The organism is Streptomyces sp. NPDC049585 (genome assembly GCF_040675615.1).
GTDB classification, from domain to species: domain Bacteria; phylum Actinomycetota; class Actinomycetes; order Streptomycetales; family Streptomycetaceae; genus Streptomyces; species Streptomyces luteosporeus.
The window spans coordinates 318,564-333,813 of sequence record NZ_JBFAPE010000003.1; the positions used below are offsets into that span (position 1 = coordinate 318,564).

Consider the following 15,250-nt stretch of genomic DNA (forward strand, 5'->3'; position numbering starts at 1 on the left):
GGGGGACACAGCCCCGGGGCCGCGGCCCCGGGGAGGCTGTCGCTACAGCAGGCCGGCGCGACGCAGGGCGTCCGCCATGGCGCCGCTCGCCGGCGGCGCCGCGGCGGTCTTCGGCTCGGGCCGGCGCTGCCGCGGTGCCCGTCGCTCGGAGCGCTCACCGCGCTCCGCACGTTCACCGCGCTCGCCCCGGTCACGGCGGTCGCTCCGCTCGCCGCGCTCGCCCCGCTCGCGCGTCGCCTCGTCGTCCAGCCGGAGGGTCAGGGAGATGCGCTTGCGCGGAATGTCGACGTCCAGCACCTTCACCCGCACGATGTCGCCGGGCTTGACCACGTCCCGCGGGTCCTTCACGAACGTCTTGGACATCGCCGAGACGTGCACGAGCCCGTCCTGGTGGACGCCGATGTCCACGAAGGCCCCGAACGCGGCCACGTTCGTCACGACGCCTTCGAGCACCATGCCCGCCGCCAGGTCGCCGATCTTCTCGACGCCGTCCTTGAACGTGGCCGTGCGGAAGGCCGGCCGCGGGTCGCGGCCCGGCTTCTCCAGCTCGCGCAGGATGTCGGAGACCGTCGGCAGGCCGAAGGTGTCGTCGACGAAGTCCTCGGGCCGCAGCGAGCGCAGCACGGCCGTGTTGCCCACGAGGGAGGCGACGTCACCGCCGGTGGCCTTCACCATCTTGCGCACCACGGGGTACGCCTCGGGGTGGACGCTGGAGGCGTCCAGGGGGTCGTCGCCCCCGCGGATGCGCAGGAAGCCCGCGCACAGCTCGTACGCCTTGGGGCCGAGTCGGGGCACGTCCTTGAGCGCCCTGCGGGAACGGAAGGGGCCGTTGGCGTCCCGGTGGGCGACGATGTTCTCGGCGAGGCCGGAGCCGATGCCCGAGACGCGGGAGAGTAGCGGCGCCGAGGCGGTGTTGACGTCGACACCGACGCCGTTGACGCAGTCCTCGACCACCGCGTCCAGCGAGCGGGACAGCTTCACCTCGGACAGGTCGTGCTGGTACTGCCCGACGCCGATGGACTTGGGGTCGATCTTGACCAGTTCGGCGAGCGGGTCCTGCAGCCGGCGGGCGATGGAGACGGCACCGCGCAGCGAGACGTCGAGGCCGGGCAGTTCCTGGGAGGCGAAGGCGGAGGCGGAGTACACCGAGGCGCCGGCCTCGGAGACCATCACCTTCGTCAGCTTCAGCTCCGGATGACGGGCGATCAGGTCCGCGGCGAGCTTGTCCGTCTCCCGCGAGGCCGTGCCGTTGCCGATGGCGACGAGCTCCACGCCGTGCTCGCGCGCCAGGCGGGCGAGGGTGGCCAGCGAGGCGTCCCACTTGTTCTGCGGCACGTGCGGGTAGACGGTCTCGGTCGCGGCGACCTTGCCGGTGGCGTCGACGACGGCGACCTTCACCCCCGTGCGGAAGCCGGGGTCCAGGCCCATCGTGGCGCGCGTGCCGGCGGGGGCGGCCAGCAGCAGGTCGCGCAGGTTGGCGGCGAAGACGCGCACGGCCTCGTCCTCGGCGGCCTGCCGCAGCCGCAGCCGCAGGTCGATGCCGAGGTGGACGAGCACACGCGTGCGCCAGGCCCAGCGCACCGTGTCGCCGAGCCACTTGTCCGCGGGCCGGCCCCGGTCGGCGATGCCGAAGCGGCGGGCGATCATCTGCTCGTACGGTCCCGGCCCCTCGGTGCGCTCGTCGGCGGGCTCCGGCTCCAGGGTGAGGTCGAGGACCTCCTCCTTCTCGCCGCGCAGCATGGCCAGCACCCGGTGCGAGGGCAGGGCGGTGAAGGGCTCGGCGAAGTCGAAGTAGTCGGCGAACTTCGCGCCCGCCTCCTCCTTGCCGTCGCGGACCTTCGCCGCCAGCCGGCCGCGTCCCCACATCCGCTCGCGCAGCTCGCCGATGAGGTCCGCGTCCTCGGCGAACCGCTCGGTGAGGATGGCCCGGGCCCCCTCCAGGGCCGCCGCGGCGTCCGCGACGCCCTTGTCGGCCGAGACGAAGGCGGCGGCCGCCGCCAGCGGCTCCACGCCGGGGTCGGCCAGTAGCCCCTCGGCGAGCGGCTCCAGACCCGCCTCCCGGGCGATCTGCGCCTTGGTGCGCCGCTTGGGCTTGAAGGGCAGGTAGATGTCCTCCAGCCGGGCCTTGGAGTCGGCGGCGCGGATGCGCGCCTCCAGCTCCGCGTCCAGCTTGCCCTGGGAGCGGACGGACTCCAGGACGGCCGTGCGCCGCTCCTCCAGCTCCCGCAGGTAGCGCAGGCGCTCCTCGAGGGTGCGCAGCTGTGCGTCGTCGAGCGCCCCGGTCGCCTCCTTGCGGTAGCGGGCGACGAACGGCACGGTGGAGCCGCCGTCGAGCAGGTCGACGGCGGCTCGCACCTGCGCTTCCCGTACGCCGAGCTCCTCGGCGATCCTGCCTTCGATGGACATCGGCGTCGTCACGATCACGCTCTGCTTTCTCCGGGTGTCCTACGGGCGGTGCCCCGTGTCGTGATCTGCATTGTGGCAGGTGCCGTGGTGCGCGGCGGCGCGGCGTCGCCGCGCGGGGTCACAGGCTCCGGGTCAGCCGCGCAGGTCCGCCGGGAAGGCTCCGGCCTCGACAACGGTGGTGGTGAAGCGGTGGGCCAGCTCGGTCAGGCGCGCGGTGCCGGCCGCGCCCAGGTGCTCGTAGGGGCCGCGGTCCAGCTCGTCGGTCCGCTGCTCCAGCTCCTCGCGCAGCGCGGCGCCGGCCTCCGTCAGCGCGCCGCCCTCGTCCATCAGGCCGCGCTCGCGCAGCCGCTGCCGGCCGGCCTCCAGCTCCTCGGCGCTCCAGCCGCGCAGATCGCGGTTCCACTTCTCGGACATGCCCTTGCCGGTGGCGGCGTGGGCGACCAGCGCCTCGACGGGGTCGAGCCCGGCCCCGAGGAGGACGGCGATGTGGCCGTCGCCGCGGTGCTCGCGCAGCAGCGTGGTGGCGTGCCAGTAGGCCAGGTGCGGCTCGGTTGGCACGGGCAGCTCGGCCAGGGCCGCGTACAGCGCCCGGCCCTCCGGCCGGCAGCCCTCGGTCGCGCGCAGCGCGAGGGTGGCGGCCTCGGCCAGCTCGGCGGAGGCCAGGGCGTCCTCGCCCAGCAGCCGGCGCAGCAGGGCGTCGACGGCCCGCAGCCGCGCGTCCAGTACGTCCTGCGGGGAGGTGACCTCCCACACCGCGGGCACGTACCGGGCCACCAGCTCCGGCTTGAAGTTGTGGAACGACGCCGTCACCACGCCGGCGCCGACCCGGCCGAAGGCGGCGGAGCGGCCGGCGAAGTAGACGCCCTGGTCCTTCAGACCGAGCGCGGTGAGCTCCTGCCGGGTCTCGGGGGCGAAGTAGTGCGCCGAGTGGAAGGGGTTGACCAGCATCGCGCAGCGCCGCACGGCGCCGTCGGGAAGAGATGTCATGTCCCGTGACTGTACCTACTGGTTGGTACAGCGGGAAGGGCGGAGAGCGCAATGAAGATCACATCGAACGTACGGGCCGACGCCCCGTCAGACCGTCCATGTGAAGCGCGGTGCACGGCGGTCGAGGAAGGCGCTCACGCCCTCCGTGGGCTCACCGCTGCCGCGTTCCCGCTGCGCCCAGTGTGCGACGCGATCGGCCTCCACCGGGCCCGCCGCGAACTCCTTGGCCGCGGCCTGGGTCAGCTGCGAGCGCGCCGCGAGCACACGCGCGAACTGCGCCACCCGCTCCTGCAGCCCCTGCGCCGGCCACACCTCGTCGGCCAGGCCGCAGCGCAGCGCCCGTTCGGCGTCGATCAGTTCGGCCGAGAACAGCAGGTACTTGGCGGTGGCCGGGCCGACGAGCTCCACCAGGCGGCGGGTGGAGGAGGCCGGGTAGACCAGACCCAGCCGGGCCGGGGTGACGCCGAACAGGGCGTCCTCGGCGGCGAACCGCAGGTCGCAGGCGGCGGCGAGCTGGCAGCCACCGCCTACGCAGTGGCCGCGCACCGCGGCGATCGTCGGCTTGGGGAAGGCCGCGAGGGCCTCCTCGGCGGCGACCGCCAGGTCCCGGGAGAGCGTGCCGCCGTCGGCCGTGAGCGAGGAGATGTCCGCCCCCGCGCAGAAGGTCCCGCCCTCGCCGGTCAGCACCAGTACCCGTACGGCCGCGTCCGTGGCGCACCGCTGAAGGAGCCGCGGCAGGTCGCGCCACATGTCGGTGGTCATGGCGTTCCGCTTGGCGGGGTGCGCGATGCGGATGGTGGCCGTGGGGCCGTCGATGTCCAGGTGCAGTGCGGGCTCCATGCGCCGGATGGTAGCCGGGGCCGGAACCGGGCAGGGAACGCCGAACGGGGTCGCCAGGAACAGTCGGTGGCGTGACTCCGGCATAACCACCCGGTCAAAAGCCGCCGAAAAGACGGTGACTTCCGAGCAGCTCGCCGCAGGTCACCCGGGGGTTCCCACACTCATGGCTGTGCTGTCGAGCCAGGGCGAGGGGTTGGTATCGGACATGGAGAGCCTCGGGAGCGTCCCGTCCGAGCCGGGGCAGGCGCCTCCGCCCCGGAAGCCGGCCGAGTACGACGGCACATGGCGCTATCTCGCCCCCGCACTCGACAGCTCGGTGCCCCGCACCAGACGCGCGGTGCGCGACCTGATCCAGAGCCGGGGCGTCCCCCTGCGCGAGGACCTGCTGTACGGGCTGCTGCTGATCGTCTCCGAGCTGGTCACCAACGCCGTGCAGCACGCGGCGCTGCTGACCCCCGAGGTGGCCGTCGAGGTCTCCCTGGGCCCGGAGTGGGTCCGGGTGGCCGTCGAGGACAGCCACCCCTACCGGCCGCGGCCGGTCGCCGCCTGCCCCGACGACGAGCCGCGCACCGGAGGGCGCGGCCTGCTGCTGGTGCAGGCGACCGTCGAGGAGGCGGGCGGCCTGTGCGACGTCGAGCACACGCCGGGCGGCGGCAAGGTGGTCTGGGCCGCCCTGCCGCTGCGCCCGCCGGCTACCAGCCGGCGCCGGCCCCGGTGACCTCGCGGATCGCCGGCCGGGCGGCGTCGAGCACCGTCATGAACCACGCGGAGAACGGATGGCGCCCGCGCAGTTCGTCGAGCTCCGCCGGGGTCACGAAGGCCGTCTCCGCGATCTCCGCCGGATCCGGCTGCGGCCGCTGGCCCACCCGTCCCACGAACAGGTGGTTGTACTCCTGCTCCACCAGGCCCGACGCCGGGTCCGGGTGGTTGTAGCGCACCGTGCCCGCCTCGCGCATCAGCTCCGGCGCGAGCCCCAGCTCCTCGCCGGTGCGCCGGGCGGCGGCCACGAAGGGCAGCTCGCCGGGGTAGGGGTGGCCGCAGCAGGTGTTCGACCAGACACCGGGGGAGTGGTACTTCTCCAGCGCGCGGCGCTGCAGCAGCAGCCGGCCCTCGTCGTCGAAGAGGAACACCGAGAAGGCGCGGTGCAGCCGGCCCGGGGCGACGTGGGCGGAGAGCTTCTCGGCCGTGCCGACCGTTCTGCCGTTCTCGTCGACCAGCTCCAGCATGATGGGTTCAGCGGTGTCGTCGGCGGCGGGGGGCTGCGCCGAGTCGGCGGAGCGGCCCGTGGCTGATGTGATCGGCATTGACCATCCTCGTTTCCGGTCGTCGACCCTCCAGTCTGCCGTACGAGATGCCCACGGCACGGCCGGATGAGTCCTGACCGGCACCCTTCGCCGCCCTCCGGACCCGGGCACGGTCCGGGGGCGGGCGCCGGGCGCTCAGTGGCACAGCCTCGCCTCGTGCTCGGCGTGGCCGCTGGGCTCCAGCTGGAAGGTGCAGTGCTCCACCGCGAAGTGCTCACCCAGACAGCCCTGCAGGTCGTGCAGCATCTTCTCGTGGCCGGCCGAGTCCAGCGCGGCCGGGTCGACCACCACGTGCGCCGAGAGCACCGGCATGCCCGAGGTGATGGTCCACACATGCAGGTCGTGCAGGTCCTCCACGCCCGGCAGCGCCATGATGTGCGCCCGGACCTCCTCCATGTCCACGTCCTTGGGCGCGGCCTCCAGCAGCACGTCCAGCGCCTCGCGCAGCAGCTTCACCGTGCGCGGCACGATCATCAGGCCGATCAGCAGCGAGGCGATGGGGTCCGCCTGCGTCCACCCGGTGGTCATGATCACCAGCGCGGAGATCACCACGGCCAGCGAGCCGAGCGCGTCCGAGAGGACCTCCAGGAACGCCCCGCGGACGTTGAGGCTCTCCTTCTGCCCGCGCATCAGCAGGGCCAGCGAGATCCCGTTGGCCACGATGCCGACCAGGCCGAACACCACCGTCTGCCCGCCCGGCACCTCGATCGGACTGGTCAGCCGTTGGACGGCCTCGTAGAGGATGAAGCCGCCCACGCCCAGCAGCAGCAGGCAGTTCAGCAGCGCCGCGAGGATCTCGGCCCGGGCGTAGCCGTAGGTGCGCCGGGGGGAGGGCGGCCGGCCGGCGAAGTGGATGGCCAGCAGCGCCATGGACACGCCGATGGCGTCGGTCGCCATGTGCCCGGCCTCGGCGAACAGCGCCAGCGAACCGGTGAGCGCACTGCCGACGGCGTAGGTCAGCAGCACGGCCAGGGTGATGCCCAGCGCCATGCGCAGCCGCCCCTTGTAGGCGGCGGCAGCGGTGCCGCTCGCCCCGGGCGGGGGTCCCCCGTGCGAGTGACCGTGATCGTGCCCCGCTCCCATGAAAACCCGCCTTCCGTGGCCGTACCGCGACGCGGCCGGCGGTCGCCGGCCGAGCCCAGTGAACTACGGGTGGGGGGTATTGGCAACGCGGCACTGAACACCGTTGTCATTGCCTCTGACCTGCGGCGATGCCGCAAGCGGGTGATCAGCGACGATGCGCCTCGGGGTGGTGCAGGCACCAGCCCTCCCAGGCCGAGACGACCATGCTGCGAAGGTCGTGCCGGGCGCTCCAGCCGAGCTCCTTGGCGATCAGCTCGTTCGATGCCACGACACGCGCCGGATCACCCGGTCGGCGCGGCTCGGTGAGCGGCGCCAGAGCGGTGCTGCCGGTGACGTCCGCGATCAGATCCGCCATCTCCCGCACCGAGACGCCCCGGCCCGTGCCGACGTTCAGCGTCAGGTCGCCCGCGCCGGGGCGCTGCTGCAGGTGGCGGGCCGCGGCGAGGTGGGCGGTCGCCAGGTCCTCGATGTGGATGTAGTCCCGCACGCAGGTGCCGTCGGGCGTGTCGTAGTCGTCACCGAAGATCCGGGGCCGCTCCCCGCGGGTGATCCGGTCGAACATCATCGGGATGATGTTGAAGATGCCGGTGTCGGCCAGTTCCGGCCGCGCCGCGCCCGCCACGTTGAAGTACCGCAGGCAGGCGGTGGAGATCCCGTGCGCGGCACCCGTCGCCCGCACCAGCCACTCGCCGGCCAGCTTGGTCTCGCCGTACGGGTTGATCGGCAGGCAGGGCGTGGCCTCGGTGACCAGGTCGGTGTCCGGCGTGCCGTAGACGGCCGCGGAGGAGGAGAAGACGAAGCTGCGGATCCCGGCCGCCACCACCGCCTCCAGCAGCACGGTCAGCCCGTGCAGGTTCTGCCGGTAGTACAGCAGCGGCTTCTCGACCGACTCCCCGACCTGCTTCTTCGCCGCGAGGTGCACCACCCCGGTGATGCCCAGCTTCGCGAACGTGCGGTCGAGCAGCTCCCGGTCCAGGACCGAGCCGCGCACCAGGGGAACGGTCTCGGGCAGTCGGTCGGCCGTGCCCGTGGACAGGTCGTCCAGGACCGCCACCCGCTCCCCGGCCTCCGTCATCGCCCGGGCCACGTGCGCCCCGATGTATCCCGCTCCGCCTGTGATCAGCCACGTCATATGCCGCACCCTAATCCAGCCGACTGACGGGAAACGTTTCCTCCCGGGGATCCTCCGTCCGTGGGAACCGCCGGCGCCCGGCGGGCGTCCTGTCAGCGACGGGACCGCTGGGTGCACGTGCGGTGAACGGCGGCTTCCGTTGATCCGATAGCCTCTGCCGACGTGCCGTACGCCGCCCCGCAGCCGGGGCCCCGCGCGCCGCACCCCCGGCCACCGCGCCGCGACGCCCGCGGCCTGTCGGGGTGGCCACGTCAGCTGCAAGGAGTGAGTTCGTCTGCCGACCGCCATCCTCACCGGTACGCCGCCCGCCGGGTCCTCCGTCGAGGACGACCTGCGGTCGCTGGGCTTCAGCGTGCGTACGGCGGCCGGAGCCGCCGCTACCGCCGTGGAGCTCGCCGCCGTCCCGGCCGCCGACCGCGTCGCCGTGGTCGACCCCCGCTTCACCGGCCACGTCCACGCCCTGCGCCTCGCCCTGACCGACCCCCGCTTCCCCGCGGGCGCCGTGCCGGGCGCGCTCGCGGTCCAGGCCGAGGCACGGACCGCACTGACCGAGGCCCTGGCGCCGGCCGCGCCGGCGCCCGGCGAAGCACTGCCCGACCTCCTCGCCGCCCGGCTGGAGGCCGCCGACGTCGCGGTGCACCGCCCGGAGCTCGGCGTGCTCGTCGCCGAGGTGCCCGCGGACGAGGAGGCCCGGGCCAAGGCCCACGCGGCCACCGCGGCCGTCGACGACGAGGCCGTGCGGCTGCGCAGCGCCGTGAAGTCCCGCGACGGCTTCTTCACCACCTTCTTCATCAGCCCGTACTCGCGCTACATCGCGCGCTGGTGCGCCCGCCGCGGTCTGACCCCCAACCAGGTGACGACCGCCTCCCTGCTGACGGCGCTGATCGCCGCCGGCTGTGCGGCCACCGGCACCCGCGCCGGCTTCGTCGCCGCCGGCGCCCTGCTGATCGCCTCGTTCGTGCTCGACTGCACCGACGGCCAGCTGGCCCGCTACTCGCTGCAGTACTCCACGCTCGGCGCCTGGCTGGACGCCACCTTCGACCGCGCCAAGGAGTACGCGTACTACGCGGGCCTCGCACTCGGCGCCGCCCGCGGCGGCGACGACGTCTGGGCGCTGGCCCTGGGCGCGATGGTGCTGCAGACCTGCCGGCACGTCGTGGACTTCGCCTTCAACGAGGCCAACCACGACGCGACGGCGAACACCAGCCCGACCGCCGCCCTGTCCGACCGGCTCGACAGCGTCGGCTGGACGGTCTGGGTCCGCCGCATGATCGTGCTGCCCATCGGGGAGCGCTGGGCCCTGATAGCGGTGCTCACCGCGCTCACCACCCCCCGCACCGTCTTCGTCGTGCTGCTCATCGGCTGTGCGTTCGCCGCCTGCTACACGACCGCGGGCCGCGTCCTGCGCTCGCTCACGCGCAAGGCCCGCCGCACCGACCGGGCCGCGCGGGCGCTGGGGGAGCTGACCGACTCGCTCCTGCTCACGCTGCTGCCGGCCCGCAAGGCGCCCGGCAAGGCCTACGCCGCACCGGCGCTGGCCGTGCTGGCCGCGTTCGTCCTCCTGGTCGGCCCGCTGGTGCTGGGCACCGCCGGCACCTGGCGGGCGGTCGAGGAGGCCGGGCTGTACGCCGTGGTCTCGGCCATGGCCGTCCACCGCTCCCTGAAGGGCCCGCTGGACTGGCTGGTCCCGCCGATCCTGCGGGCCGCCGAGTACGGGCTCGTCCTCGGTCTGGCGGCCCGCTCCGACGCCCCCGGGGCCCTGCCCGCGGCGTTCGGGCTGGTCGCCGCGGTCGCCTACCATCACTACGACACGGTCTACCGCATCCGCGGTGGCACCGGTGCCCCCCCGCCGTGGCTCGTCCGCGCCACCGGCGGGCACGAGGGACGCGCTGTGGCGGTGACCATCGCCGCCGCCCTCTGGCACGGCCAGGGCTTCACCGTGGCGCTGACGGCCCTGGCGGCCGGCATCGCGCTCCTGGTGCTCTTCGAGAGCATCCGGTTCTGGGTGTCCGCCGGGGCGCCCGCAGTCCACGACGAAACAGGAGAACCCGCATGATCGGCCTCGTGCTGGCCGCCGGCGCCGGACGGCGCCTGCGTCCCTACACCGACACCCTGCCCAAGGCGCTGGTGCCGGTCGACGGTGAGACCACCGTTCTCGACCTGACCCTGGGCAACTTCGCGGAGGTCGGTCTGACCGAGGTCGCCATCGTCGTCGGCTACCGCAAGGAGGCCGTCTACGCCCGCAAGGAGGCCCTGGAGGCCACCTACGGGCTGAAGCTGACGCTGATCGACAACGACAAGGCCGAGGAGTGGAACAACGCCTACTCCCTGTGGTGCGCGCGTGACGTCCTGACCCGCGGTGTGATCCTCGCCAACGGCGACACCGTCCACCCGGTCTCCGTCGAGAAGACGCTGCTGGCCGCCCGCGGCGACGGCAAGAAGATCATCCTCGCCCTCGACACGGTGAAGAACCTCGCCGACGAGGAGATGAAGGTCGTCGTGGACGCCGACAAGGGCGTCCAGAAGATCACCAAGCTGATGGAGCCCGGCGACGCCACCGGCGAGTACATCGGCGTCACCCTCATCGAGGCCGACGCCGCGGCCGAGCTGGCCGACGCGCTCAAGGCCACCTTCGAGCGCGACCCCGACCTGTACTACGAGGACGGCTACCAGGAGCTCGTCGAGCGCGGCTTCCAGGTGGACGTGGCCCCCATCGGCGACGTGCGGTGGGTCGAGATCGACAACCACGACGACCTCGCCAAGGGCCGGGAGATCGCGTGCCAGTACTGACGAGGCTCATCCCCTCGCCGGTCGTCGTCGACATCCGCCCCGGAGCGCTGGAGAACCTCGCCGGTCTCCTGCACGACCAGCGCATCTCCAGCTCCGGCAAGCTGGCGATCGCCATCAGCGGGGGCTCCGGCGCCCAGCTGCGCGAGCGCCTGGCCCCGGCGCTGCCCGGCGCCTCCTGGTACGAGGTGGGCGGCGGCACCCTGGACGACGCCATCAGGCTCGGCGACCGCATGAAGAAGGGGCACTACGACGCCGTCGTGGGCCTCGGCGGTGGCAAGATCATCGACTGCGCCAAGTACGCCGCGGCCCGCATCGGCCTGCCGCTCGTGGCGGTCGCCACCAACCTCTCCCACGACGGGCTGTGCTCGCCGGTCGCCACCCTCGACAACGACGCGGGCCGCGGCTCCTACGGCGTGCCCAACCCGATCGCCGTCGTCATCGACCTCGACGTCATCCGCCGGGCCCCGGTGCGCTACGTGCGCTCCGGCATCGGGGATGCGATCTCCAACATCTCCGCCGTCGCCGACTGGGAGCTCTCCCACCGCGAGACCGGCGAGGACATCGACGGCCTGGCCGCCGCCATGGCCCGCCAGGCCGGCGAGGCCGTGCTGCGCCACCCCGGCGGCGTCGGCGACGACGGCTTCCTGCAGGTGCTGGCCGAAGGCCTGGTGCTCACCGGCATCTCGATGTCCGTCGCCGGCGACAGCCGCCCGGCCTCCGGCGCCTGCCACGAGATCAACCACGCCTTCGACCTGCTGCACCCCAAGCGCTCCGCCCCCCACGGCGAGCAGTGCGGCCTGGGGGCGGCCTTCGCGATGCACCTGCGCGGCGCCCACGAGGAGGCCGCGCTCATGGTCGAGGTCCTGCGCCGGCACGGCCTGCCCGTGCTGCCGGGCGAGATCGGCTTCAGCGACGAGGAATTCGTCGAGGTCGTCGACTACGCGCCGCGGACCCGCCCCGGGAGGTACACCATCCTGGAGCACCTCGACCTCTCCACCGACCAGATCAGGGACGCGTACGCCGACTATGCACAAACCGTCAGTCGCTGAACTCCGCCCGGTCGTCCACCCCGAGGGGGTGAAGGACCGGCGCAGTGGTGAGCACTGGATGGGCCGCCTGTACATGCGGGAGATCTCGCTGCGGGTCGACCGCCATCTGGTGAACACCAGGGTCACGCCCAACCAGCTCACCTATCTGATGACCGTCGCGGGCGTGCTCGCGGCCCCGGCCCTGCTGGTGCCGGGGATCGCCGGCGCCGTGCTCGGCGTGGTCATGGTGCAGCTCTACCTGCTGCTGGACTGCGTCGACGGCGAGATCGCCCGCTGGAAGAAGCAGTACTCGAACTCCGGCGTCTACCTGGACCGGGTCGGCGCCTACCTGTGCGACGCCGCCGTCCTGGTGGGCCTGGGCCTGCGTGCCGCCGACCTGTGGGGCGGCGGCCGCATCGACTGGCTGTGGGCCTTCCTCGGCACCCTCGCCGCGCTCGGCGCCGTCCTGATCAAGGCCGAGACCGACCTCGTCGGTGTCGCCCGCCACCAGGCCGGTCTGCCGCCCGTCAAGGAGGCCGCCTCCGAGCCGCGCTCCTCCGGCATGGCGCTGGCCCGCAAGGCCGCCGCGGCGCTGAAGTTCCACCGCCTGATCCTCGGCATCGAGGCGTCCTTGCTGATCCTGCTCCTGGCGATCATGGACGCGGTCAGGGGCGATCTGTTCTTCACCCGTCTGGGCACCGCCGTCCTGGCCGGCATCGCCCTGCTGCAGACGGTGCTGCACCTGGTGTCCGTCCTGGCGTCGAGCAGGCTGCGATGAGCGGGGGCGCGATGAGTGACGCACGCAAGCACGCGAAGGTCGGCGCGGTCGTGCTGACCATGGGCAACCGCCCCGACGACCTGCGGGCGCTGCTGGAGTCGGTCGCCAAGCAGAGCGGCGACGCGATCGAGGTCGCGGTGGTCGGCAATGGCTGCCCGCTGCCGGAGCTGAACGTGGCGGGCCTTGCGATCCGCACCGTCGAGCTGCCGGAGAACGTGGGCATCCCCGCCGGCCGCAACGCCGGCATCGAGGCCTTCGGCCCGGCCGGCCGCGACGTCGACATCCTGCTCTTCCTGGACGACGACGGCCTGCTGCCCCGGCAGGACACCGCCGACCTGTGCCGCGCGGCCTTCGCCGCCGACCCCAGGCTCGGCATCATCAGCTTCCGCATCGCCGACCCGGACACCGGTGTCACCCAGCGCCGCCACGTGCCGCGCCTGCGCGCCGCGGACCCGATGCGCTCCTCGCGGGTGACCACCTTCCTGGGTGGCGCCAACGCGGTGCGCACCCGGGTCTTCGCCGAGGTCGGCGGGCTGCCGGACGACTTCTTCTACGCCCACGAGGAGACCGACCTGGCCTGGCGGGCCCTGGACGCGGGCTGGATGATCGACTACCGGTCCGACATGGTCCTGCACCACCCCACGACCGCCCCCAGCCGGCACGCGGTCTACCACCGCATGGTGGCCCGCAACCGCGTCTGGCTGGCCCGCCGCAACCTGCCCGCCCCCCTGGTCCCCGTGTACGTGGGGGTCTGGCTGCTGCTGACCCTGGCCCGGCGGCCCTCCCTGCCCGCGCTGCGCGCGTGGATGGGCGGCTTCCGCGAGGGGTGGACGACCCCGTGCGGGCCGCGGCGCCCCATGAAGTGGCGTACCGTGTGGCGCCTGACCCGACTGGGTCGACCGCCCGTGATCTGACAAGCTCGTATCCGAGAGTCGTGTCGAAGAGCATGGGGCGCGCCCCGGGGTCCGGCCCCGGGGGCGCGCCTTGAGGACGAAAGTGTCAACTGTGAGCGAGACAACGCACGACAGTGCGGTCGCCCTGACTGTGCCGTCGTCACCCGACGACGGACTGTCCGCCGCCGAGCTGGCCCGCAAGTACGGCCTCGCGGTGAGCGGCGCCCGGCCGTCCCTGGCCGAGTACACACGGCAGCTGTGGGAGCGGCGCCACTTCATCTCCGCCTTCTCCCGGGCGAAGCTGACCGCTCAGTACAGCCAGGCCAAGCTGGGCCAGGTCTGGCAGGTGGCCACGCCCCTGCTGAACGCCGTCGTGTACTACTTCATCTTCGGCGTGATGATGGACCAGAAGCGCGCGATGGCGACGAACACCTACGTCCCGTTCCTCGTGACCGGTGTGTTCGTCTTCACCTTCACCCAGAGCTCGGCGATGGCGGGCGTCCGGGCGATCGCGGGCAACCTGGGCCTGGTCCGGGCCCTGCACTTCCCCCGGGCGGCCCTGCCGATCTCCTTCGCGCTCCAGCAGCTCCAGCAGCTGCTGTACTCGATGATCGTGCTGGCCCTCGTCCTGGTCTCCTGCGGTCACATGCCGTCGATGGCCTGGCTGATGATCATTCCGGTGCTGGCGTTCCAGTTCCTCTTCAACACCGGACTGGCGCTGATCCTGGCCCGCGCGGGCAGCAAGACCCCCGACCTGGCCCAGCTGCTGCCGTTCCTGCTGCGCACCTGGATGTACGCCTCGGGCGTGATGTACAGCCTGGTCGACAACCTCAAGCGGACCCACGCGTCCCAGTGGGTGATCGATCTGCTGGGGGCCAACCCGGCGGCCGTCTACATCGACCTGATGCGCTACGCGCTGATCGACGACTACGGGGCGAAGCACCTGCCGCCGCACGTGTGGGCGCTGGCGGTCGGCTGGGCCGTGCTGATCGGCGTCGGCGGCTTCGTCTACTTCTGGAAGGCTGAGGAGAAGTACGGCCGTGGCTGAGCAGATCACCCCCCAGGGCGCCGAGCGCGTCCCCACCGTGATCGCGGACGACGTCCACATCGTCTACCGCGTCTACGGCGGCAACACCGGCCGGGGCAGTGCCACGGCCGCCCTGAACCGGATCATCCGCCGGCAGCCGAGCGCCGGCGTGCGCGAGGTGCACGCCGTCAAGGGCGTGAGCTTCACCGCCTACCGGGGCCAGGCCATCGGCCTGATCGGCTCCAACGGCTCCGGCAAGTCGACCCTGCTCAAGGCGATCGCCGGGCTGCTGCCCGCCGAGCGCGGCAAGGTCTACACCGACGGCCAGCCCTCCCTGCTGGGCGTCAACGCCGCCCTGATGAACGACCTGACTGGCGAGAAGAACGTGATGCTCGGCGGCCTGGCGATGGGCATGAGCCGGGAGCAGATCAAGGAGCGCTATCAGGACATCGTCGACTTCTCGGGGATCAACGAGAAGGGCGACTTCATCACGCTCCCGATGCGCACGTACTCCTCCGGCATGGCCGCGCGGCTGCGCTTTTCGATCGCCGCGGCCAAGGACCACGACGTGCTGATGATCGACGAGGCGCTGGCCACCGGCGACCGGGCCTTCCAGAAGCGCTCCGAGGAGCGCATCCGGGAGCTGCGCAAGGAGGCCGGCACGGTCTTCCTCGTCAGCCACAACAACAAGTCGATCCGGGACACCTGCGACCGGGTGCTGTGGCTGGAGCGCGGGGAACTGCTGATGGACGGGCCGACCGACGAGGTCGTGCGGGCCTACGAGAAGGAGACGGCCCGCTGACGTCCGAATGTGACGTACGAATGTGACGTACAAGGCCCCCGCCGGAGCCCTCCGGCGGGGGCCTTGACCCATCCGTGACGATCAACTGGCTTATTGGCAGGGTTGATTCGCGCGCCGCGTGGCATTGTATGGATCAAGCACGTACCCCGGCGGGCGTCGGACGTTTGTACGGCGTACGCT

The 15,250-nt window shown here is 72.6% G+C and carries 14 protein-coding genes; 8 read left to right on the forward strand and 6 right to left on the reverse strand.

Going from position 1 to position 15,250, the window contains the following annotated elements; genetic code table 11:
• Nucleotides 1-42: 42 nt before the first annotated feature.
• From AB0K17_RS05710 to AB0K17_RS05720, 3 genes are all read right to left on the reverse strand, one after another.
• Nucleotides 43-2,418: a Tex family protein gene (locus AB0K17_RS05710; RefSeq protein WP_365966554.1), complete on the reverse strand. Its 2,376-nt coding sequence runs from the start codon at nt 2,416-2,418 to the stop codon at nt 43-45.
• A 120-nt stretch (nt 2,419-2,538) separates the two neighbouring features.
• Nucleotides 2,539-3,393, reverse strand: a complete 855-nt coding sequence (locus tag AB0K17_RS05715; RefSeq protein ID WP_365966519.1) for a hypothetical protein — start codon at nt 3,391-3,393, stop codon at nt 2,539-2,541.
• Nucleotides 3,394-3,480: 87 nt separating this feature from the next.
• Nucleotides 3,481-4,233 (reverse strand): enoyl-CoA hydratase/isomerase family protein, encoded by a 753-nt coding sequence (locus AB0K17_RS05720; RefSeq protein WP_365966520.1) that lies wholly within the window; start codon nt 4,231-4,233, stop codon nt 3,481-3,483.
• Between the two features lie 205 nt (nt 4,234-4,438).
• Between AB0K17_RS05720 and AB0K17_RS05725 the strand changes: the two genes are divergently transcribed.
• A complete protein-coding gene (locus tag AB0K17_RS05725) occupies nt 4,439-4,951 on the forward strand; it encodes an ATP-binding protein (RefSeq protein ID WP_365966555.1) in 513 nt (170 codons plus the stop codon).
• On the opposite strand, the gene idi is transcribed toward AB0K17_RS05725, so the two are convergent.
• From idi to galE, 3 genes are all read right to left on the reverse strand, one after another.
• Nucleotides 4,926-5,537, reverse strand: a complete 612-nt coding sequence (idi, locus tag AB0K17_RS05730; protein WP_365966521.1) for an isopentenyl-diphosphate Delta-isomerase — start codon at nt 5,535-5,537, stop codon at nt 4,926-4,928. The two genes, AB0K17_RS05725 and idi, sit on opposite strands and share 26 nt — an antisense overlap.
• A 135-nt stretch (nt 5,538-5,672) precedes the next feature.
• Entirely contained in the window at nt 5,673-6,620 is a 948-nt protein-coding gene (locus AB0K17_RS05735) for a cation diffusion facilitator family transporter (protein ID WP_365966522.1), read from the reverse strand.
• Nucleotides 6,621-6,765: 145 nt separating this feature from the next.
• The gene (galE, locus tag AB0K17_RS05740) at nt 6,766-7,752 is read right to left on the reverse strand and encodes a UDP-glucose 4-epimerase GalE (protein WP_365966523.1); all 987 of its coding nucleotides are present in this window, start codon (nt 7,750-7,752) and stop codon (nt 6,766-6,768) included.
• A 274-nt stretch (nt 7,753-8,026) separates the two neighbouring features.
• Between galE and AB0K17_RS05745 the strand changes: the two genes are divergently transcribed.
• From AB0K17_RS05745 to AB0K17_RS05775, 7 genes are all read left to right on the forward strand, one after another.
• Nucleotides 8,027-9,808: a DUF5941 domain-containing protein gene (locus AB0K17_RS05745; protein WP_365966556.1), complete on the forward strand. Its 1,782-nt coding sequence runs from the start codon at nt 8,027-8,029 to the stop codon at nt 9,806-9,808.
• Nucleotides 9,805-10,542: a phosphocholine cytidylyltransferase family protein gene (locus AB0K17_RS05750; RefSeq protein ID WP_365966524.1), complete on the forward strand. Its 738-nt coding sequence runs from the start codon at nt 9,805-9,807 to the stop codon at nt 10,540-10,542. The genes AB0K17_RS05745 and AB0K17_RS05750 overlap by 4 nt, the downstream gene beginning before the upstream one ends.
• Nucleotides 10,530-11,591 carry an iron-containing alcohol dehydrogenase family protein gene (locus tag AB0K17_RS05755; protein ID WP_365966525.1) on the forward strand — a complete coding sequence of 354 codons (1,062 nt, stop codon included), beginning with the start codon at nt 10,530-10,532 and terminating at the stop codon, nt 11,589-11,591. The genes AB0K17_RS05750 and AB0K17_RS05755 overlap by 13 nt, the downstream gene beginning before the upstream one ends.
• Nucleotides 11,569-12,348 (forward strand): CDP-alcohol phosphatidyltransferase family protein, encoded by a 780-nt coding sequence (locus tag AB0K17_RS05760; protein ID WP_365966526.1) that lies wholly within the window; start codon nt 11,569-11,571, stop codon nt 12,346-12,348. The genes AB0K17_RS05755 and AB0K17_RS05760 overlap by 23 nt, the downstream gene beginning before the upstream one ends.
• Nucleotides 12,349-12,359: 11 nt before the next feature.
• On the forward strand, nt 12,360-13,262 hold the full coding sequence (locus tag AB0K17_RS05765; protein WP_365966527.1) for a glycosyltransferase: 903 nt from the start codon (nt 12,360-12,362) through the stop codon (nt 13,260-13,262).
• Between the two features lie 91 nt (nt 13,263-13,353).
• Nucleotides 13,354-14,289: an ABC transporter permease gene (locus AB0K17_RS05770; protein ID WP_365966528.1), complete on the forward strand. Its 936-nt coding sequence runs from the start codon at nt 13,354-13,356 to the stop codon at nt 14,287-14,289.
• On the forward strand, nt 14,282-15,070 hold the full coding sequence (locus tag AB0K17_RS05775) for an ABC transporter ATP-binding protein (protein WP_365966529.1): 789 nt from the start codon (nt 14,282-14,284) through the stop codon (nt 15,068-15,070). Before AB0K17_RS05770 ends, AB0K17_RS05775 begins: the two co-directional genes overlap by 8 nt.
• The last annotated feature ends 180 nt before the right edge of the window (nt 15,071-15,250 follow it).

Coding starts and splice junctions, on each gene's coding strand:
- AB0K17_RS05735 (WP_365966522.1), bottom strand. CDS start 6,620: ATGGGAGCGGGGCACGATCACGGTCACTCGCACGGGGGACCCCCGCCC.
- galE (WP_365966523.1), bottom strand. CDS start 7,752: ATGACGTGGCTGATCACAGGCGGAGCGGGATACATCGGGGCGCACGTG.
- AB0K17_RS05715 (WP_365966519.1), bottom strand. CDS start 3,393: ATGACATCTCTTCCCGACGGCGCCGTGCGGCGCTGCGCGATGCTGGTC.
- AB0K17_RS05720 (WP_365966520.1), bottom strand. CDS start 4,233: ATGGAGCCCGCACTGCACCTGGACATCGACGGCCCCACGGCCACCATC.
- idi (WP_365966521.1), bottom strand. CDS start 5,537: ATGCCGATCACATCAGCCACGGGCCGCTCCGCCGACTCGGCGCAGCCC.
- AB0K17_RS05725 (WP_365966555.1), top strand. CDS start 4,439: ATGGAGAGCCTCGGGAGCGTCCCGTCCGAGCCGGGGCAGGCGCCTCCG.
- AB0K17_RS05760 (WP_365966526.1), top strand. CDS start 11,569: ATGCACAAACCGTCAGTCGCTGAACTCCGCCCGGTCGTCCACCCCGAG.
- AB0K17_RS05765 (WP_365966527.1), top strand. CDS start 12,360: ATGAGTGACGCACGCAAGCACGCGAAGGTCGGCGCGGTCGTGCTGACC.
- AB0K17_RS05750 (WP_365966524.1), top strand. CDS start 9,805: ATGATCGGCCTCGTGCTGGCCGCCGGCGCCGGACGGCGCCTGCGTCCC.